The 20,778-nt window shown below is 68.7% G+C and carries 9 protein-coding genes; 4 read left to right on the top strand and 5 right to left on the bottom strand.

The features are described from left to right. Positions 1–2: 2 nt before the first annotated feature. The 3 genes from LQK81_RS10990 to LQK81_RS11000 form a co-directional block, all read right to left on the bottom strand. The gene (locus LQK81_RS10990; RefSeq protein WP_230806253.1) at positions 3–461 is read right to left on the bottom strand and encodes a (2Fe-2S)-binding protein; all 459 of its coding nucleotides are present in this window, start codon (positions 459–461) and stop codon (positions 3–5) included. 222 nt (positions 462–683) lie between these two features. Then, complete coding sequence (locus tag LQK81_RS10995) at positions 684–1,634, bottom strand: AraC family transcriptional regulator (protein WP_230806255.1); 951 nt, start codon at positions 1,632–1,634, stop codon at positions 684–686. 193 nt (positions 1,635–1,827) lie between these two features. Next, positions 1,828–2,868 carry a calcium-binding protein gene (locus tag LQK81_RS11000; protein WP_230806257.1) on the bottom strand — a complete coding sequence of 347 codons (1,041 nt, stop codon included), beginning with the start codon at positions 2,866–2,868 and terminating at the stop codon, positions 1,828–1,830. A gap of 147 nt (positions 2,869–3,015) precedes the next feature. Here LQK81_RS11000 and LQK81_RS11005 point away from each other — a divergent pair, with 147 nt between their 5' ends. From LQK81_RS11005 to LQK81_RS11020, 4 genes are all read left to right on the top strand, one after another. Further along, positions 3,016–3,375: a PepSY domain-containing protein gene (locus LQK81_RS11005; RefSeq protein WP_230806258.1), complete on the top strand. Its 360-nt coding sequence runs from the start codon at positions 3,016–3,018 to the stop codon at positions 3,373–3,375. Then, on the top strand, positions 3,372–4,034 hold the full coding sequence (locus tag LQK81_RS11010; protein ID WP_230806261.1) for a response regulator transcription factor: 663 nt from the start codon (positions 3,372–3,374) through the stop codon (positions 4,032–4,034). The genes LQK81_RS11005 and LQK81_RS11010 overlap by 4 nt, the downstream gene beginning before the upstream one ends. Continuing rightward, entirely contained in the window at positions 4,031–5,377 is a 1,347-nt protein-coding gene (locus tag LQK81_RS26345) for a sensor histidine kinase (protein WP_230806263.1), read from the top strand. The genes LQK81_RS11010 and LQK81_RS26345 overlap by 4 nt, the downstream gene beginning before the upstream one ends. Before the next feature lie 201 nt (positions 5,378–5,578). Then, the gene (locus LQK81_RS11020) at positions 5,579–6,406 is read left to right on the top strand and encodes an alpha/beta hydrolase (protein ID WP_230806264.1); all 828 of its coding nucleotides are present in this window, start codon (positions 5,579–5,581) and stop codon (positions 6,404–6,406) included. 57 nt (positions 6,407–6,463) lie between these two features. Here LQK81_RS11020 and LQK81_RS11025 read toward each other — a convergent pair whose 3' ends face one another. Continuing rightward, positions 6,464–15,700, bottom strand: a complete 9,237-nt coding sequence (locus LQK81_RS11025) for a non-ribosomal peptide synthetase/type I polyketide synthase (protein ID WP_230806266.1) — start codon at positions 15,698–15,700, stop codon at positions 6,464–6,466. Between the two features lie 60 nt (positions 15,701–15,760). Next, on the bottom strand, positions 15,761–20,236 hold the full coding sequence (locus LQK81_RS11030) for a MupA/Atu3671 family FMN-dependent luciferase-like monooxygenase (protein ID WP_230806268.1): 4,476 nt from the start codon (positions 20,234–20,236) through the stop codon (positions 15,761–15,763). Positions 20,237–20,778: the final 542 nt, after the last annotated feature.

Here is a 20,778-nt window from a genome sequence, read left to right on the forward strand (position 1 = left end):
GCTCAGGCCTCCAGACGTTTTGCTGCTTCGTGGATACCGGCCCGGATGCGGTGATAGGTGGCGCACCGACAGAGGTTTCCGGACATGGCGGCGTCGATGTCGTCGTCGGTCGGCTTCGGATTGTTGGTCAGAAGGTCGGTCGCCGACATGATCTGACCGGACTGACAGTATCCGCATTGCGGCACGTCGAGATCGGCCCAGACCGCCTGCACCGTTTCGGCGACCTTGCCGTTGATGCCTTCGATCGTCGTCACCTGCGCGCCCTCGATGTCGCCGACGAAGGTCTGGCAGGACCGGACCGGGACGCCGTCGACATGAACCGTGCAGGCGCCACACTGGGCCATGCCGCATCCGAACTTCGTCCCCGTGAGACCGACGAGATCGCGGATGACCCAGAGAAGGGGCATGTCCGGCTCGGCGTCCACGCTGTGTTCGGTGCCGTTGATGGTTACAGTCACCATGATTGTCTCCTTGCGTTGAGGCATGAAGCTGGGGCGGACGACATGTGAATGCCGGGGGGAGCCGCCACGGCAGCGAGCCATGCGAGCGGATGCACGATAGGAGAAGGTGGCTGCAGGGGATAGAAACGATCCTGCCGGATTATTGCCCGATCCTGTCGGAAGGGCCAGTCGTTGCCGATCGACCGGTAACATTTCCGCGACCCGGCAGGGCGAGAAGGCGTCCTAGCCCACCGAACCCCGGCGCGTGGAATCGTCCGAATTGAGGATCACCTTGATGTCCCGGACCGGCGGATGGCCGAACATCCTGCGATATTCGCGGCTGAACTGGGTCGGGCTCTCGTAGCCGACCCTGAGCGCCACGGTGGCCGCATCCAGCGGTTCGGCAAGCATGAGATCGCGCGCGTGATGGAGCCGAAGCTGCTTCTGGAATTGCAGCGGGCTCATGGCCGTCATGGCGCGAAAATGATGATGCAGGGTGGAAACGCCCATGTTGGCGACCTCGGCGAGCTCCTCGACCCGCAGCGGCCGCGTATAGTTCTCCTTCAGCCAGGCGACCGCCTTTGCCACGCGATTGCTGCTGGTGCCGCTGAGCGCGATCCGCCTCAGCCGCGCCCCCTGCTCGCCCGTCAGCAGCCGGTAGAGGATCTCGCCATGGACGTGGCCCGCCATGAACGGGATATCCTGCGGCGAATTCGCAAGGGAAATCAATCGGTAGAAGGCATCGAACAGCTCCGGCGTCGCCACCCCGACCGCAACGTCGAGATCGCGGCCGTTCGTCTCCGCGCCGTTGAGATCGAAGTCGGCGATCAGCCGCCGCAGCTTCTCCAGATCGAGCCGCAGCGATGCCGCAACGTAGGGCTCCCCTTCGCTCGCCTCGCAGATCTGCCCCTTCATCGGCAGGCCGATCGCCGTCAGGAAGAAGCACCGCTCGTCGTAGACGAAGGTCTCCCCGCCCACATGCACGCGCTTGCTTCCCTTGACGATCACCGACAGGGACGGCTCGTAGACGGTGGAGAAGGGCCCCGCGGGCTCGACGACGCGGAAGAGGGAAAGGCCGGGCACGCCGTGTTCGAACGAGCGTCCATCCCACGGCAGCCGCGACAGGACCTCCAGGATCCGCCCGCGAATGCCGGCGGTTTCGTTGCGAAGGTCGAGGTCCGTCACCGTATTCAACCGCTGCCATCTCCGTGCTATCGTGCATCCGTTCCTACACGATCGGCAGGCGATTGTCGCGCGAAATTGCCGATCGCTTCCGCATGCGAGAGGATCGGGCAATGTTGCGAACCGGCGGCGTCGTGGCGGCGAATGCCGGTTCGTAAGCAGCCCCGCCCCTGCTGCGGGGCGAGGCCTTCGGCAGGAAGCGGGATCAGACGAAGAGGAAGTCGCCTTCGCGCAGTTCGGAGAGCGTGGTGTCTTCCAGTGTCAGCCGCGCGTTGTCGAAGTCGAAGCGCAGGTCGTCGCCGCCGTCCACCGGACGCGCCAGCGCCACCAGTTCGTCGAAGTCCGAGACGCCGAGGGACTTGCCGATCCGGACCGTGTCGGTGCCGGCACGGTAGTCCTCGATCTCGGTATAGCCGCGGGTGAAGACGAAGGTATCGGCGCCGCTGCCGCCATGCAGTTCGTTGCGGCCGCTGCCGCCGTCGAGCCAGTCGTTGCCGGAGCCGCCCTCGAGATCGTCGTTGCCGCCCTCGCCATAGAGCCGGTCGTTGCCCTTGCCGCCCTCCAGCTCGTCATTGCCGGTGCCGCCGTAGAGCCTGTCCCGGCCGGAGCCGCCTTCCAGCTCGTCGTGACCGGACCCACCGCGCAGCGTGTCGTTGCCGCCATAGCCCCAGACCACGTCGTTACCGGCGCCGGCATCGATCGTATCGGCCTTGCTCGTACCCTTGTGCCGGCCGTCCTGGGAGGGTGCCGGATCGGCCGTCGAGGACGCGTCGAAGCCGAAATGCGAAGCCTTCAGGCTCGAAAGTTTCACGTCCTCAAGGCGCAGCGTGTTGCCGCCGCCGAAATTGAACAGCACGTCCTCGCCGTCATCGACCTGGCGCGCCTTGCCCATCAGCTCGGCGAAGGAATCGATGCCAAGCGACTTGGACAGGCTGATCTTGTCGTCGCGGACGCTGAAATCGTCGATCTCGTCGCGGCCGGAGTGATAGACGAACAGGTCCTTGCCGGCGCCGCCTTCGAGGTCGTCGTTGCCGGCCCCGCCGATCAGCGTGTCGTTGCCGCTGCCGCCCTCGAGTTCGTCATGTCCGGAGCCACCGTCGAGCCGGTCGTTGCCCGCGCCGCCTTCCAGGTCGTCATTGCCGGCATAGCCGTAGAGCGTGTCGTTACCGTCGCGTCCGGAGATGTCGTCGTCCCTGCCTGTTCCCTTTAGCAGATCGGCTTTCGTCGTCCCGTTCAATCTGGCCATGTCCAGCATCCTTTCCATTCCGGGTGAAGGCACCGCCGAAAACCGGCCGGCGCCGTGGTGAATGGCCGGACAGTGGACGACACCGCCTTTTGCCGTCCTGACAGCGGCTGTCAGTGAGTTGTCAGCTTCGCCCGGATATGCAAGAGCATGTTCACAAATCGAAGAACCATACGCGCCGGCCTTCGGGTGCTGGCGGCTTGTCTCGTCCTCTATCCGGTGGTCGCATTGAGCGAAACCGCGCAGGATGATGACGACGACGACGCAAACGACGCCCGCGAGCACTACGAGGCCCGCGAGGCACTGAGGCTCGGGCAGGCCCTGCCGCTGGAGAAGATCATCGAGGCGGTGCGCAAGGAGGTCGCCGGCGATATCATCGAGATCGAGTTCGAGCACGATGACGGGCGCTACGTGTACGAACTCGAGATCATCAATCCGTCGGGCCGGGTCGTCGAGGTCAAAGTCGACGCCAGGACGGCCGAGATACTGGAGCGCGAGGAGGACGAGTGAGGCTGCTCGTTGCGGAAGACGACAAGCGCATCGCCGAGGACATCCGAACGGTGCTGGCCTCGGCGGGCTATGCCGTCGATCTCGTGCAGAACGGCGAGGAGGCCTGGTTCAAGGGCGACACCGAAGACTACGGCCTGATCGTCCTCGATCTCGGACTGCCGGGAATGGACGGCATAAGCATCCTCAAGCAGTGGCGCATGAACGGCCGGCACATGCCGGTTCTCGTCCTGACGGCGCGCGGAAGCTGGGCCGAGCGGGTGGAGGGCATCGATGCCGGCGCCGACGACTACCTGCCCAAGCCCTTCCAGTTCGAGGAACTGCTCGCCCGCGTCCGCGCGCTGATCCGCCGCTCGGTCGGCCACGGTGCGGCCACGATCGAGATCGGACGCCTGGTTGTCGATACCCGCACCATGCGCGTCGCCGTCGACGGCATGCCGCTCAGCCTCACCCCCTTCGAATTCCGGCTGGTCAGCTATCTCGCCCACCACCGCGGCCGCGTCGTGCCCGCATCCGAACTGCAGGACCACGTCTATGGCGATGACTATTCGCGGGATGCGAACGCGCTGGAGGCGATGATCGCCCGCCTGCGCAAGAAGCTCGGCAGCGACATGATCGCCACGCGGCGCGGCTTCGGCTACCTCATGGGCGAGGACGGGTGATCTCGCGGCGCTCCCTACGGCTCAGGCTCGCCTTGGCCGGCGCAGCCTCGATCGGCGTCGCGCTGATCGTCGCCTTCTTCGGCCTGTCCTTCCTGTTCGAGCGGCATGTCGAGCGCCGCGTGGTCGAGGAACTGCGGCTGCATCTCGACCAGACGATCGCCGGCCTCGGCCGGAACGGTTCGGGAGAGATCGACGTCGTCCGCCCCCCGGTCGACCCGCGCTTCCAGACGCCGCTTTCCGGCCTCTACTGGCAGATCGAGGGCGAAGGCCTGGAACGCCGCTCGCGTTCGCTGTGGGACGAGGCGCTCGATCTCCCGCAACTGTCGTCCTCGGCACCCCGCGAATTCTCCCTGAAAGGACCGTCGGGCGCCGACCTGCTGGTGCTTGCAAGGGAAGTCATCACCCGGCATCAGCTCGGCGATCGGCCGGTGCTGGCCGCGGTCGGCATCGACCGCTCGGACATTTCCAGGGCGACGGCGGCCTTTCGCCGCGATCTCGCGCCCTTCCTCGCCCTTCTGGCCGCGGTGCTGATGGCCGCGAGCTTCGCCCAGATCGTTATCGGCCTGCGTCCCCTGGCCGATCTCCGCGCCCGGATTGCGAAGATCCGCAGCGGCGGCGCGCAGCGCCTGGGCGTCGCCTTTCCCGACGAGGTCCAGCCGCTGACGATGGAAGTCGACGCGCTGCTGGCCTCGCGCGAGGAGCAGTTGCGCAAGGCGCGCGAGCGCGCCTCCGAACTGGCGCATGCGTTCAAGACCCCCCTCCAGGCGCTTTCCGGTGACGTCCTGCGGCTCAGGCAGCGCGGCGAGGCCGAAGCGGCCGACGAGATCGAGGCCCTGATCGCCGTCATGCGCCGGCTGGTGGATCACGAGATGGCGCGCGCGCGCATCGCCGGCCAGGGGCATTCGGCGCGCTCGGAGGTCGCGCGCGTCGTATCGAGCGTCGTGGCCGTCGTCTGCCGCACACCGGCCGCCGCGTCCATCGAGTGGAACATCGACATTCCCGACGGCCTGTTCGCCCGCATCGACCCGGACGACCTCTCCGAACTGCTCGGCAACCTGACGGAAAATGCGGTCCGCTACGGGCGCTCGCAGGTCTCGATCACGGCTGCACGGAACGGCAGTTCCATCCTGCTGGAAATCCGCGATGACGGCCCCGGCATACCGGAGGAAAAGCTGGCACACGTGCTCCGAAGGGGCGAGCGGCTCGACACCAGCAGCGGCGGTGCCGGGCTCGGCCTTGCCATAGCCGAAAGCATCATCCACACCGTGGGCGGCGATATCCAGCTCGAAAACGGCGGGCCGGGCCTACGCGTCTCGATACGCCTGCCGATGGCGGAGGCGTAGGCGACAGCAACGCAAATGCTGTCGTCCATGCGCGGACAATGTCCCGATCTCCCCCCTTTGGCCAGATTGCAGCCTATTGAGGCAGCCGCTACGCTACCCGTCATGCGAGTGGCGGCAGCTCGCGGCGCGGGCAACCTGCGCCGGCTTGCTCTCGTCGTGGTCGCATCCGGGCGGCAGCGGGCAGCGGGAGATGGCATGGGCGTGGTGCAGATTGTCCTTGGCGTGATCGCCGTCGCCGCGGCCACCGTCGCCGGCGGCATCTGGGTCTTCCAGAACTACGGCATGTATCGCTTCGACCCCGAGCCCAACAGCCCGGCCGAGTTCGGCCTGCCCTCTACGGTGAGGGTCGTCGGATACACGTCGGAGGATGGGGCCCGCATCCATGCCTGGATCGCCGCCCCGGCCGACGGGCGGCCCGTGATCCTCAGCTTCTACGGCAACCAGTCGAGCATCGGCGGCTCGATGGGACGGCTCCGCAGCCTGATCGAGGCAGGCTACGGCATCGTGATGATGGAGTATCGCGGATCGGGCGGGACCGCGGGCAAGCCGAACGCCGCGAATTTCGCGCGGGACGCGCGCGCGCTCTACGACCAGATGGAGACACTTCTCGGACAGACCCTGCATCCCGATCGCCGGGTGCTCTACGGCTTCAGCCTGGGCGCGGGCGTCGCCAGCCGGCTTGCGGAAGAGCGCGATTTCGGCGCCGTGATCTTCGAGGCCGCCCCCTACAGGACCTGCCTCTTCTACGAGGACCGCTACTTCGGCATCCCGCTTTGCCGGCTGATGTGGTCCGAGCGCTACGACATCGTCGATCACCTGCGCAACATCAAGGTGCCGAAGCTGCTGGTTCACGGCGGGCTCGATCGGGCCCTGCCGGTGGAGCGTGCACGCCGCCTGTTCCAGGAGGCGCCGGAACCGAAGAAATATGTCGAGCTGCCGGGCGGCGGCCACGCCGATCTGCATGAATACGGCCTGATTGCCGAGATCGAAACCTTCCTCCAGGAGCAGTTGCGCCTCGCCGTCCAGTGACGGGCGATATCCCGCGGCCGCGTTTGCCTCAGTCGCCCTTGCCGCCCGCACCCCGCCTCACGACGACAGCCTCTCCTCGATCATGGCGGCGAGACTGCGCGCGTTCTCCGTGCGCAGCATCGTCAGGTGGTCGCCCGCGACCCAGGGCGTTTCCAGCCGCTCCGGCGCGACGAACGCCTTCCAGCCGAGCGTCGGATCCGCCTCGAGCGTCAGCTTCTGGACAAGGTGGAGCGGGTGCGTCCTGAACAGGGTGACCGGTGCGGCGATGGGGCCGCCCTCATACTGCCGGGCCGCCGCCATCCACAGCCGCTCGACCTGGCGCTGGCGATAGAGCGGCAGGTTCGTCCGCCTGATCATCTCCAGCACGGGGCCACGCTGGACAAACTTGCGCACCTTCACCGACAGCCGCCTCCAGAAATAGGGCATCCCCTCGTCGCGCATGAGCGCGATCTCGTTTTCCAGCCTCTGGCGCGGCGTCAGCTGAACGAGCGGCTGGAAGTCCCTCGCGAAGGATGGCGCATAGGTGTCGAGCACGAACAGCCGCTCCACCCTGGCGCCCATGGCCTCCAGTTGCCGCGTCATCTCCAGCGCCGTATAGGCGCCGCCGGAATAGCCGGCGAGGATATAGGGCCCTTCCGGCTGGTGCCGGCGCAGGTAGCGGATGTTCTCCGCCGCCATCTCCTCGATGCTCGAATGCGGCGCGTGCCCCTGGACCCCGCGGGTCTGGAAGCCGATCGCCGGGCGCTTGCGCCCGAGCAGGGTGCCGAGTTCGAAGAGGTTGTTGACGTTGCCGCCGACGCCGCCGACGACGAAGAAGGGCATGCCGCCGGCATCCGGGCCGGGATCGATGACGGTGCTCGTGTCCCAAGGCGCATCCGGCGCATCCGGCCCCTCTATCGACGCGGCATCGCGCTCCAGAAGTGCCGCGAGCTCCCGCACCGTCTGGTTGGCGAACAGCGTCGAGATCGGCAGGTCGTGGCCGAATTCGCGCCGGATGCGGTCGAACAGCCTGACCGCCAGCAGCGAGTGGCCGCCGAGCGCGAAGAAGTTCGCATTGGCCCCGATCCGGTCGACGCCCAGCACCTCGCACCAGATCGCCGCTACCCGCGTCTCGGCCTCCCCGCGCGGCATTTCCGCCGCCGGATCCGCCAGCGCCTCGATCCGCACCTCCGGCAGGCGGCCGCGGTCGATCTTGCCGTTCTGGTTGAGGGGGATCTCGTCCACCGCGACGAAGAAGGCCGGACGGGCGAATTCCGGAAGGATCCCCGCCACGTGCTCGGAAAGCGCGTCGGAAGTGGGTGCCGTTCCGTCGGCGATGAAATAGGCCACCAGGATCTTGTCGGCCTGTCCCTCCGGCACCTTTGCCACCACGACCGCCTGGCGGATCGCGGGATGGCTCTCGAGCGCGCCCTCGATTTCCGTCAGTTCGACGCGAAAACCGCGCACCTTGACCTGGGTATCGGCGCGCCCGAAGAAGCGCAGAACGCCGTCGCCCGGATCCATCGCGAGATCCCCGGAACGGTAGAGCCGGAGCTTGTCATTCCAGGGTGCGGCCACGAACTTCTGGTCGGTCAGTTCCGGCCTGTTCCAGTAGCCAAGCGCCAGGCCGCGGCCGGCGATGCACAATTCGCCGATCATCCCGGTCGGCACCGGCTGCAGCGCATCGTCGACGATGTAGATCTGCGTTCCGGGAATGGCCTTGCCGATCGGCAGCGGCAGCCCGCGGTCGAGATCGGCCGCCGTCACGGCATGGGCGTTGGTGACGTTGCTTTCCGTCGGTCCGTAGCCGTTGATCACCGTCAGCCCCGGGCAGGCCGTCATCACCTGCGCCACATGCGTCGGCGACACCACGTCGCCGCCGACCACGACCTGGTCGACACGCGCAAACGTCGAGGGCCGCAGGTCGGCCACGGCATGGAACAATCCGGATGTCAGCCATAGCGTGTTGACGCCCTGGCTCGAAATCGCGTCGGAAAGCTCGGAGATCGAAAGCGTCCCGTCCGGCGGAACCACCATCGTTCCACCGTGCAGCAGCGCCCCGAAGATGTCGATGATGGAGGTGTCGAAGGCAAAGGCGGAGGAATGCAGTGTCACCGTTTCCGGGCCGAGCCGCAGCCAGTCGGTATCCCTGAGCAGCCGGATGACGGAACGGTGCGGCAGCACCACGCCCTTCGGCACTCCGGTCGTCCCCGAGGTGAACATCACATAGGCGATCGTCTCGCCGGTGATGCCGGGCTCCGGCGGCCGGGCCGGGCCGGTCGGCAGGTCCGTCATCGCGATCGTGCGGACCCCGGTCGCCGAGACCGCCTCGCACGCGCCGAGCAGCACCTTGATGCCGGTATCCCGCGCCATGAACTGCAGCCGGTCGGCCGGCAGCGTCACGTCGAAGGGGACATAGCCGGCACCCGCCTTCAGCGCTCCGAGGACTGCGACCGGCAGGAGCAGCGATCGGCTCGACGAAATGCCGACGAGATCGCCATGGCAAACCCCTTCCGATGCCAGAAGCGCCGCCAGCGCGTCCGAACGTGCATTGAGCGTCGCGTAGTCCATCGTCTGGTCGAGATAGCGCACGGCGACCTGGGCGGGCGCCCGGGCCACGACGCTTCGGAACACCTCCACGATCGTCTGCGGGCCAGCAGCCGCCGGATCGACATGGCTGCCGCTCGCCGGCCGACCGGTGTCGCCACGCAGGAGCTCCAAGACCGGCGTCTCGAGCCCCGCCGGGGCCGACGCGATCGCTGCGAGGAACTGCCCGAAGTTCGTCGCCAGGTGCGCGATGGTCTCGCGGTCGAACAGCGCGGTCGCATAGTTCCACGAGAACTCGACCCGGCCCGGCGCGTCGAACAGGTTGAAGAAGAGCTCGAAATATTCGTGACCGGTCGGATTGACCTCGATTCGCGCCGGCGTATCGCCGAGACGGAGATCGCCGATGTCGGCAAGGCCGTCCAGGTTGACCACGACCGGAACCAGCGCCAGCCGCGACGGATCGCGGGGCACCTGGAGATCACGCATCAGCGCCCCGTAGGAATAGCTCTGATGGTCGATCGCTTCCAGAAGCTCCTGCCGGGTCTGCGCCAGCAGTTCGCCCAGTTTCACATCCGGGCGGATGGTCCCGCGCACCGGCAGCAGGCTGACGCCATGCCCGACCGCGCCTTCCAGACGATGGGCGAGCTGTCCCGAGGCGGGCACCCCGATCACCACGTCGGTCGACCGCGACAGCCGCGACAGGTAGTAGCGGAAGGCGGCGAGGACGACGTTGCGAAGCGACGTGCCGGCCTCCTGGGCCCGGGCGCGCAGCGATGCCTCAAGGTCGGTGTCGAGCCTGGTCTCCACCCGGTCCGCCTGCGTGCCGCGCACGACCGGATAGGGCCGGTCGGTCGGCAGGTCGATCGCCGGCAGCGGCCCGGAATATTTCTTCAGCCAGTAGTCGCGATGACGCGCGGCGTCCGCGCCCTCCGCCCATTGCGCCTCGGCCGCGACCAGCGCGGCAATGCCGGTCGGCGCGGGAAGCCCCGCCGGCCGTCCCGTCAGCGCCGCCGTATAGAGCGCGGAGAGATCGGCCAGAAGCACGCCCATCGACCAGCCGTCGCAGGCGATGTGGTGGACGAACAGCACGAGCTCCGCCCTTGAAGACGAAAGCCGCAGCAGCAGGGCGCGCAGCACCGGCCCGTTGACCAGGTCGAAGGGCGCGCGCGCGTTTTGCGCATGCAGCGCGTCGCGCCGCGCTCTCTGCTTCAGCTCACAGAGGGCGGAGAGATCCGCCTCCTCGAAGCTCGCCTCCCGGTGCGGATGGATGGTCATCGTCTGGGCGTACACGTCGAAGGACGCCCGCAGGCTGTCGTGGCGCGCGACGATCCCGTCCAGCGCGATGCGCAACGCCGCGCTGTCGATGGCGCCGTCGAGGTGCAGGCTGAAGGACAGGTTGTAGGACAGCGACGCGGCCGGATTGATGCTGATCGCGGTTGCGAGTTCACGCTGCCCCTCCGTCATTCCGACACGGCGCACGGCCGCCGTGTCCGGTGCAGGCGCGTCCGGTGCTTCTGCCACCGCGACGGCCGTCTCCGCATGCGGGACCTCGGCACGGACCAGGGCTGCGAGTTCGCCGAGCTTCGACGCCTGGAACAGGGTCGCAAGCGGCATCGCGACGCCGAATTCCTTGCGCAGGCGCGCAAACATCCGCACCGCATTGAGCGAATGACCGCCGAGCGCGAAGAAATCGTCGTCCGGCCCGATACTGGAAACGCCGAGGATCTCGGTCCAGATCGCCGAAAGCTGCACGGTCACCGGATCGCTGATCCGGCCGCCGCCACCCTGCCGGGCGGTGTGTGCGGGCGAAGGTGTCGCGACCTCGGCGAGCGCAAGGCGGACGTGATCCAGCGACACCGGCGAGACGAGCAACTGTCGACCCGGATGCGCGAAGACGCGCGCAAACAGGTCCTGTGCCTCGCAGGCGCGGATTCCGGTCGCCATCAGTTGCGCCGTCAGGCCCGGTTGCGTGGCCGAACCACCGAAGCTGTCGCGCTCGACCTCGCGCATCGAGAGGTTTTCGAGCAGCGCGACGAGGCGGCCCTCCCGGTCGAACACGGCGACGTCGAACGACACGAACCGTCCCGGCTCGCCATCGACCCGGACGGCACGGCTGGAGATCGCCGCGGGCAGCGGCCCGAAGACGCGGATCCGCCCGATCGACATCGGCACCCAGAGCCGGCCCTCGCGCCGGTCCAGCGCGGCGAGCCCGACCGTCATCGCCATGTCCATCAGCGCCGGATGCAGGGCATGGGTCCGCAGGTCCTCCCCGAACGGTCGGGCCAGGCGGAAATCGCCCTCCGCGACGCCGTCGCCGGCGCGCAGCGCCTCGATGCAGTTCCAGCGGGGACCGAAGGCGATGACGTCCTGTTGCGGCGCCCGCCCACCGCCGGGCGCACCGGCCCCTTGCAGCGGAATATCGAGCGAACTCGGCAGGCTCGTCCCGGCCGGCCCGGCCGCGACCACCTGGAGCCGGACATGCTCCACCGGCGCCCGTTCCGCACCGATCGTGCTCTCGATCGAAATGTCGTAGCCCCTGCCCTGCGGCTGCAGGCGAATGATGACGCGGCGCGGCATGCCGTCGAAGGTCATCGGCAGGGCGAAGGAAAGCGCCGAAAGCTCGAACAGGCCGGCGCCCATCACCGCCTCTGCCGCCGCCTGGGCGAGCTCGACATAGGCCGTCCCGCACAACACCGGCTGCCCCGCGACCACATGCTCCGAGACCCGCCAGTCGCCTTCCGGATCGATCACCGTCTCGAAGCGGATCCTGCCGCCCGGCTCGTCGTGACGCTGCCCCAGCAGCGGATCGCCGACGACGGCCTCGCCCGCGCCATAGGCGCGCGCCGCCATGCCGATGTCGCGCCAGGCCCCCCAGGCGATCGACAGCCCGTCCCCGCGCGCGGCGGCCAGCGCCTCGAGCGCCGCGTTCGCCGCCGCATAGCCGGTCTGTCCGGCCCCGCCGATCACGACGGAGGACGAGGAGATCACGGCAAAGAAATCGATGCTGCCCTCCGGCAGGAGCCGGTTCAGCACCATGGCGCCGGCAAGCTTCGGCCGCATCACGGCCTTGGCCGCCTCGAGCGGCCGGGTCGCCAGCGGCGCATCGTCGAGGATGCCGGCCGCATGGATGACGCCGTGCAGCGCCCCGAACCGGGACCGCACCGTCCCGATCGCCTCCGCCATCGCAGCCTCGTCGGCGACATCCGCCTGCAGGAACAGGACCGCCCCGCCCTCGGCCTCGATCTCGCCGCGCAGCGCCGCGTCGTCGATTGCCGAACGCGAGAGTAGCGCCAGCCGGGCCCCCGCCGAGCGGGCGAGCCACACTGCAAGCGCGCGCCCGATGCCGCCCGTGCCGCCGGTGATGAGGTACACCCCGCCCTTGCGCAGCCGGCCGGGGAGGCCCGCGGGGGCCGGCGCGGGCACGCGCGTGCGGGTGCGGACGAAGCGGCGCCTGCCGCGCAGGGCCACGTGATCGGCCTCGTCGCTGCCGGAAGCTTCCGCCAGAAGTGCCGTCACATCGGACGGGTCAGGATCCGGCCCGATATCGGCGAGGATAGCGCCAAGGCCGGCAATTTCACGCGGGGCGACCCTGACGACGCCGAGCAAGGCGGCGAGTTCCGCCCGCTCTGCCTCAAGACCGGGCGCGGCATCGGGCAAGGATGCCGCCCCCGAGGAGACAAGCACCAGCCGCGTCCCCGGCTCGGGGTCTGCCTGCTGCAAGAACCGGGCGAGCAGATAGGAGGCGTCGAAGGCGGGTTCCGAAAGGGCAGGATCGGCGCCCCAGAGGCAGAGCACCCGGCGGGGCACGGCCGGCAGCGCCGCGGCCAGCGCGTCGAAATCGTCCGGCGCATCCGGACGAAGCACGAAGCCGCCCGGCGCGACGGCAAAACCGTCGCCGGCCCGCAGCACCGTCATCTGTGCACCTGCCGCGCCGAGCCGGGCGAGCACGGCCTCGGAAAACGCATCGCTGCCGGCAAGCACCAGCCAGTCGCCGCCAAGGTCGGCGGCACCGCCCGAACGCGGCCGCTCCGTCCATTCGAGGACTTCCACCCAGTCCGCCGGATCGGCGATGCGCGCGAGCGGCGGTGCGGCGTCGCTCTCCGCAGCAGCCTTGCCGCGACCGGGCTCGATCCAGTGCCGTTCCTTCTCGAACGGATAGGTCGGCAGCGACACGCGCCGGCCGCTGCCGCCCGGAAGCCGGTCGGCGTCCAGCTCGACGCCGTTCGCCCAGAGCCCGCCGAGCGCGGCCACGGCCACACCCATCTCGTCCTCGCCGTCGCGCGGGCGCGGCGCCGAGGGAAGGATCGCCAGCGGCGCGTTTTTCGTCGTCGCGGCCGCCACCAGCGGCCCGACCGTCTGCCCCGGGCCGACCTCGATGACGACGCTGTCGGGCGCTTCGAGCACGGCTGCGACCGCATCGGCGAAGCGGACCGTATGCCGCAGATGGCGTACCCAGTAGTCGGCCGAGACGAAGTCCTGCCCGTCGGCCCAGCTGCCGCGCAGCGACGAGACCATCGGCACGGTCGGCTGCCGGAAGGATATGCCCTCGAGCCCGTCGCGGAAGCAGTCGAGCTGGTCGTCCAGCTGCCGCGAATGGGCGGCGACGTCGATATGGACGCGCCGGGCCTCGTGCTCGCTGCCGGCAAGCTGCGCCTCCAGCGCCTCGATGCCGGCGACGGGGCCGGACACGATGGTGGAATGGGCCGTGTTGATCGCGGCGATGTCGAGCCCTTCGCCGATCAGTTCGCGCACGCGCATCTCGCCGAGCGGCACGGAGGTCATCGCGCCGGCCGGCGCCTGCTCCATCACCCGCCCGCGCAACGTCACGATCTTCAGCGCATCGGCAAGCCCCAGAACGCCGGCGGCCAGCGCGCCGGCATATTCGCCGGCACTGTGGGCGACGATGGCGTCCGGACGGATGCCCCAGCTCTCCCAGAGCCGGCAATAGGCATATTCGAGGATGAACAGGGCCGGGATGGCGTAGCTCGAGCGCGAGAGCTTGACCCGGGCGCCCTCGTCGTTCAGGCGCGCACCGAACATGACCTGGCGCAGGTCCGAAGGCGCGGTGTCTGGCAAGATCGCAAAGCACTGGTCCACCGCAGCGGCGAAGACGGGCGACGACGCCATCATCCCGGCACCCGCACCCGGATACTGGGCGCCACCTCCCGGGAACATGAAGATGATCCGCGGCGGCTTGGAGCGCGCCTTGCCGTGCCGGCGGAGCGGCGTCGCCTTGGCAGCCAGGGCCCCCTTCAGGTCGTCGTCCGTGCGGGCCGCGATCGCGAAGCGCTCGGCGAAATGCCGACGCCCCTGCCTGAGCGTGAATGCGATGTCCGCCATCTCCGGAACCTCCCCGTCTGAGTGGGACTTCCACCGTTCGCGCAGCCGCTCGAGCGCGGCTTCGTTGCGGGCGGAAAAGGGGAAGAAGCGCCATTCGGCGGCAGCGGTCGCCTGCGGGCGGGGCGGCGCCTCCTCGACGATCATGTGGGCGTTGGTTCCGCCGACACCGAGCGAATTGACGGCGGCACGCCGCGGACCGTTCGACGACGGCCATTCACGGCCCTCGGCGACGACCCGGAAGGGACTTGCGGCAAAATCGAAGCGGCTGTTGGGCTTGCGGAAATTGAGGCTCGCCGGCAGGTGGCCGTGGCGCAGCGCCTCCACCACCTTGATGAGGCTCGCCGCCCCCGCGGCCGTATCCAGGTGGCCGATATTGGTCTTGACGGATCCGATGCCGATACTGCCTGCGGGCGCGGCACCGTAGACCTGCTTCAGGGCCGCAAGCTCGATCGGGTCGCCGATCGGCGTTCCGGTTCCGTGCGTCTCGATGTAGGAAAGGCTGCCGGCCTCGACGCCGGCGAGCGCCAGGGCTTCCGCCGCGGCTTCCGCCTGTCCGTCGACGGACGGTGCGAGATAGCTCGCCTTGCCGGCACCGTCGTTGTTGACCGCACTCGAAAGGATCACCGCCTTGATGTCGTCGCCGTCGGCGAGCGCGTCCTCGTAGCGCCGAAGCACCACGAGTGCTGCGCCGGAGCCGAATACGGTGCCCCGGCTGTCGTCGTCAAAGGCACGGCAGAGCCCGTCCGACGACAGGATCTCGCCTTCCGCATAGCGATAACCGGTGCGGTGCGGCAGTTCGATGGTCACCCCGCCGGCGATCGCCATGTCGCATTCCATGTTCAGGAGCGAACCGATCGCCGTGTGGATTGCCACGAGCGATGTCGAGCATGCGGTCTGCACCGCGATCGAGGGGCCGGTGAGGTTGAGGAGATAGGACAGCCGCGTCGGCAGGAAATCCTTGTCGTTGCCGTTGTGGCGCAGGAGGAACAGGCCGATCTCCTCGACGAGCTCGGGATTGGACAGGAGATTGAAGGGAAGATAGGCCTGCATGCCCGAGCCGGCGAAGACGCCGATCCGCCCGTCGAAGCGTTCCGGAACATAGCCCGCATCCTCCAGCGCCTCCCAGCCGCATTCCAGGAAGTGCCGGTGCTGCGGATCAAGAATGGCCGCCTCCCGCGGCGAAAAGCCGAAGAAGCCGGCGTCGAAGCATTCCATGTCGGGAAGCACGTGCGCGACACGCACATAGGCGGGATCGGCAAGCGCCTTGCGGCTGACGCCGGCAGCGATCAGGTCCGCCTCGGTAAGCCGCTGCGCGGCCGATCGTCCCGCAGACAGCATCGACCAGAACTCGCCGACATTGCGCGCGGCGGGAAAGCGCCCGGCGCGCCCGATGATTGCGATGCGTTGGTCGGGTAGGGTCCTGTCCATCGGCTGTCCATCTTCCCTTCGAGATTTGTCCGGTTTGCCCGGCGAGCGATCCCTGCCGCCTCAACGTCGCCCGAAGCGGGCAAGGCGTGCGGCGGCTCGCGCGGCGCCGCGATCGGCCGCGCTGGCCGTCGCGGCGGCCCCGCCTGCCAGGTGCGCGGCAATCGCGCGAATGGTGGGGAAGCGGAAGAGATCGGTAATGGCGACCTCGCGCCCGAGCTTCTCCCTCATCCGCCGCTGGACCTGGACGACCAGCAGCGAATGTCCCCCGAGGTCGAAGAAGTTTTCCGTGACCGAGACCTCGTCAAGCCCCAGCGCCTCGCGCCAGATTTCGACGATGCCGGCCTCGATATCGCCCTCCGCCGTCGTCATCTCGCCCCGTTCCGCGCGGGCCTGCGGCACGGGCAGCGCCTTGCGGTCGATCTTGCCGTTCGGCGTCAACGGCATGCGCTCCAGGACGACGATCTGCGACGGCACCATGAAGTCGGGCAGCTTGGTCGCGAGGAGCGCACGCAGCCCGCTGACGACAGGCTGCGTCTTGCCGGCCGTCACATAGGCGACGAGGCGCACGTCGCCCTGGCCGTATTCCACCGCCCTGACGGCCGCCTGCCGGACACCGTCTTCGGAGGCGAGCAGCGCCTCGATCTCCCCGAGTTCGATCCGGTGGCCGCGGATCTTCACCTGTCCGTCGATCCGGCCGAGAAACTCCAGCGTTCCGTCCGGATGACGGCGGACGAGGTCCCCGGTGCGGTAGTAGCGGCCTTCGGGCGTATCCACGAAGCGCTCGGCCGTCAGTTCCGGCCGGCCCCAGTAGCCGCGGGCGAGCCCTGCACCGCCGATCCAGAGTTCGCCCTCGATCAGGTTCGGAAGCGGCAGGCCCGCGGGCGAGCGCACGCTCAGATCCGTGTTGGCGATGGGCGCGCCGAGCGGCACGCGGTCGCCAACGGCATCCAGCCGCGCGACCGAGGACCAGATCGTCGTCTCCGTCGGGCCGTACATGTTGAGAAGCGTCCCCGGCAACGCTGCCCGCAGGCTGCGGGCGAGATCGGGCGGGAAGGCCTCGCCCCCCACCATCATGCAGTCGAGCCGTCCGAGCGCCTGCCGCCCGGCCGGATCGCCCGCGAGATAGGTCGCCATCGACGGCGTGCACTGCAGGTGGGTAATGCGGCCGGCGACGATGTCCTCGGCGACGGAAGCCTTGCGGGAAATGCCGCCTTCCGCCTGCAGCCTGTCCATCAGCCGCCGGATGTTCGGCAGGTTGGCGAGCGCGGTCTCGGCCTCGACGCCGAAGTCGATCAGGCAGGCGATCTCGTCCACGCCGATGGCCGCCACGTTGCGCACGATCTCCCCGGCCGTCTCCGGCGTTCCGAACAGGCCCGCCGTCCGGTAGTAGCGTTCGAAGGCATGGTCGAGCAGCGCGTCGAGTTCGGAAGCGGAAAGCTCCTCTTTCTCGAACACCTCCTGCGGGGTCATCCCCGCCTTCCCGGCCCGCTCGACGATCGTCGGGAAGGTCCAGGCGGCGCGACGCACGAGATCGACGGCGCTCTTCAGGTAGCTCTTCATCGGCTGGCGCGCGGCCGCGAGCACAGCTTCCTCGTCCTCGCCTATGAAGGTGTGCAGCATCAGCACCACGTGGCCCGGGCCGGCATGGCCGGCTTTCGCGCGCGCCACGCGGTAGGCGCGGATCTTGTCTTCGACCTCCGCCAGCGTCTGGCCGAGCAGATGGGTGAGCACGCCGCAGCCCAGCCGACCGGCGGCCTCGAACGTCTCGGGATTGCCGGCCGCGGTCAGCCACAGCGGCATGTCCCGCTGCACCGGACGGGGATGGATCCGGATCTCGACCGGCTCGCCGTCGTGCCCCGAAAACGCCATCGCCTCGCCCCGCCAGAGCGTCCGCAGCGTCTCGATCGAACCGAGCATGATCTCCTTCCGGTCGGAGAAGGCCTCGGGCCGGAGCAGGAAGTCGTTGGGCTGCCAGCCCGAGGCCAGCGCCAGGCCGGCACGGCCGTTGGAGAGATTGTCGACCAGCGCCCAGTCCTCGGCCGCGCGCACCGGATGATGCAGCGGCATCACGGTCGATCCGGCGCGCAGCTTGACGTTCTTCGTCAGCCCGGCAAGAGCTGCCGAACTGATGGCCGGGTTCGGATAGAGCCCGCCGAAGGCGTGGAAATGCCGCTCCGGCGTCCAGATCGCCTCGAAGCCGTTCTCATCGGCAAAGCGCGCCCCTTCCAGCAGCAGCCGATAGGCCTGGTGGCCGCTGCCGGCCGCCTCGGAGGCGAAGTAGAAGAGGGAAAAGGCCGGAAGCGCGCCCTCGCCCGCCCCGTCGGCCTGCAGCACCAGCGTCGCGCCGCGGGCGAGCGTCCAGAGGATTTCCAGCACCGAGATGTCGAAGGACACGGACGTGACCGCCAGCAGGCGCGCTCCTTGGGAAAGGGGCACGGTGGCGTCCATGCCGGCGAAGAAGTTGGCAACGTTCCGGTGGGCGATCATCACGCCCTTCGGCCGGCCGGTCGAGCCGGACGTATAGATGAGATAGGCGAGGTCGCCCGGCATGCCGCGCGCATCCGTGACAGCAGGCCCGACCGCGTCGGACAGGATGACGATGCCGGGATCGAGCGCCAGCCGGCTGGCCGCAGAACGGCTCGCCACGACGATCGGCGCGCCGGAATCCTCGAGCATGAAGCCGATGCGCTCGGCTGGATAGGAGGGATCGAGCGGCAGGTAGGCGGCCCCCGTCTTCAGGATGGCGAGCATCGCCACCACCAGTTCGACGGAGCGCTCGAGGCAGAGCCCGACAACGACACCCGGGGCCGCGCCGCGTTCGGCGAGCGCGCCCGCCAGCCGCGCCGCCCGGGCGTCGAGCTCGCGAAAGTTCAGCCGGGTCGCACCCGCTTCCAGCGCCGGTGCGTCCGGCGTCGAGGCGCATATATCAGCAATCATCGCATGGATCGTGCGCGGTTCGACGCCCGAAACATCGTTTCTCACGGCCGCCATCTCGCGCCCGAGCGGCAGCGTCGCAAGCGGCGCACCCGCCCGCGTCACGAACGCGTCGAGAAAGACGGAAAAGTCCGCGGCAAGCGCTGCGAGCACCGCCGGCGCGAAACGGCCACTGGCGGTGCGGATCGACGGCGGATCGGTGCAGAGCTGCACGGCGGCACCCTCTGGCCCCTGTTCCGCCCGCGTTGCCAACACGACGCCGAGCGCCTGCTGCGCCCTCTGCCTCGCTTCCGCGTCGGCGAGGCGCAGCGGCAGATCCGCCGCCATCGGCGCCCGCGCGAACGCGGCCTGCCGCGCAAGCCGCAACGCCTCCGTCGCATCGTGCGGCGTCATGCCGGCTGTGATGTCGAGCGTGACCGGGCGCCGGTCCGAAAGCCAGGGGACCCGGGACGGCCGGGGAGCCTGGGCGTCCGGTTCGAGGCAGGTGATCGTCGCCCGCGCCTGCCCGGTCAGGCCCGCGATCCAAGCGAGCCAGGCCGCCGCAAGCGTGTCGGCGTCCGCCCGTTCCGTCTCGAGCAATGCCGTGCCGCTGCCGGCCGTGTGCGACAGCGGATAGGGCGGCAGCGCCGGGACGGCCCGCCGCAATTCGGCTTCCCATTCCGGCTCGGCCTTGCCCGTCTCCGCCGGTTCCGGCGCGGGGCAGTCGCGAACCGATGGCAGCACGACGCCCGGCATGAGCCCGGCTGCGACGGGATCGACCGGCCTGCCGGAGAGATCGGCGAGCCCGCCCAGCCGCACGCCGGCATCGGCCGCCATGACGGTGACCATATCGCCGTCGCTGGCGACGACGGCTCCGGCTGTTCCTGCAACGTCCGTGACGATTTCGAGCCTGCCGACCGTCAGGAGCGCCGTCCCCGTCCACAGCTTGGCGAGCCCGAGCGGGTTCACGTAGCCGCCGAAGTTCAGGCCGCGCACCATGCGGCAGAGCGCGCCGGCCGGCGCGGCGAAATCGAGCGTGCCGAGCGCCTCGGGCCGCTTCGCCTTCGCATACCAGACCCGTTCGCCCGTGACCGGCGATGGCGCGCACCGCCCTTCCATCAGCTCGGGCAGCAGTTCGCAGAAGCTCTCGAAACCGGCCTCGTAGCATCGCGCGTTGAGGCTGAAGGCCGTGTCGTTGGGCCCGATCTGGAAGCGCCGCTGCTTCAGCACGCGGCCGGCGTCCACGTGCCCGGTCATCTCGTGCCACGTCACCGCATGCTCGGCGGCCCCCTCGATGACGCTCCAGGCCGGAACGTTCGATCCCGCCCGCGCCGGCAGCGGCCCGTCGTGGAAATTGACCGCCGCGAGCCTCGCCCTGCGCAGGGTCGCCGGCGACAGGACAGTGAGGTTGGCGACACTGAAGATATAGTCCGCCTCCTGCCCGATCTCGGCCTCGTCGAACGCCCCGTGGGAGAGGTCTTCGGCCTCCGCCCAGGCGGCGATCTGCGGATCGGTGGTGACGATGCCGGCGAGCCTTCCGCCCGCTGCGCGGAAGGCTTCCGCGCAGCGAAGGAGCAATGTGCCGTTACCGAAGAAAATGGCGGTCGGATGAATTTCAACCACGCGATACCCTCGAGCCTTGACCGTCGAAAGTGTCGAAGTATCAGCCGGGCCCCAGGCGGAATCCAGAAGTTAAGTGCTTCTAACAATGATGATATTGGCTGCCTTCACAGTCGTAAGGTGGGTGCACGGTGGCCATTGCCGTCACGGAACGCACAACCTTTGGTCTTAGATAAGGTGTGCATCCGGACCACAAGAAGATTGATCCCTACGCCATGTCGCTAAGCGCGCGGTAGCGCGCATATCTCTCCCGGATGATGCGGGTGAAGGCAGCCGACCGCGCCTTTTTCGCTGCCGGGTCATCAGGTTGCAGGGAATCACATCGGGCTCGCACACGCATTTGGCGACCGCCGGGATCGGGTGAGAGCTAAATCCTTGGATCTAAATTGAATTATTGAGCACGCTCCGGCAGGCGCGGCGGCAGGATCCCTCGCCACACGCAGTGCGGGCAATGCCGTCAGCAACCCTGACCTTTACACCCCTTATTCCTGTACGCGGGCCGCGTAATCGGACCCTGCCCGCGGCGGGTCTTTTGGGGATAGCCC

Origin of the sequence: Rhizobium sp. GN54 (genome assembly GCF_021026345.1) — a bacterium.
Taxonomy (GTDB): Bacteria; Pseudomonadota; Alphaproteobacteria; order Rhizobiales; family Rhizobiaceae; genus Mycoplana.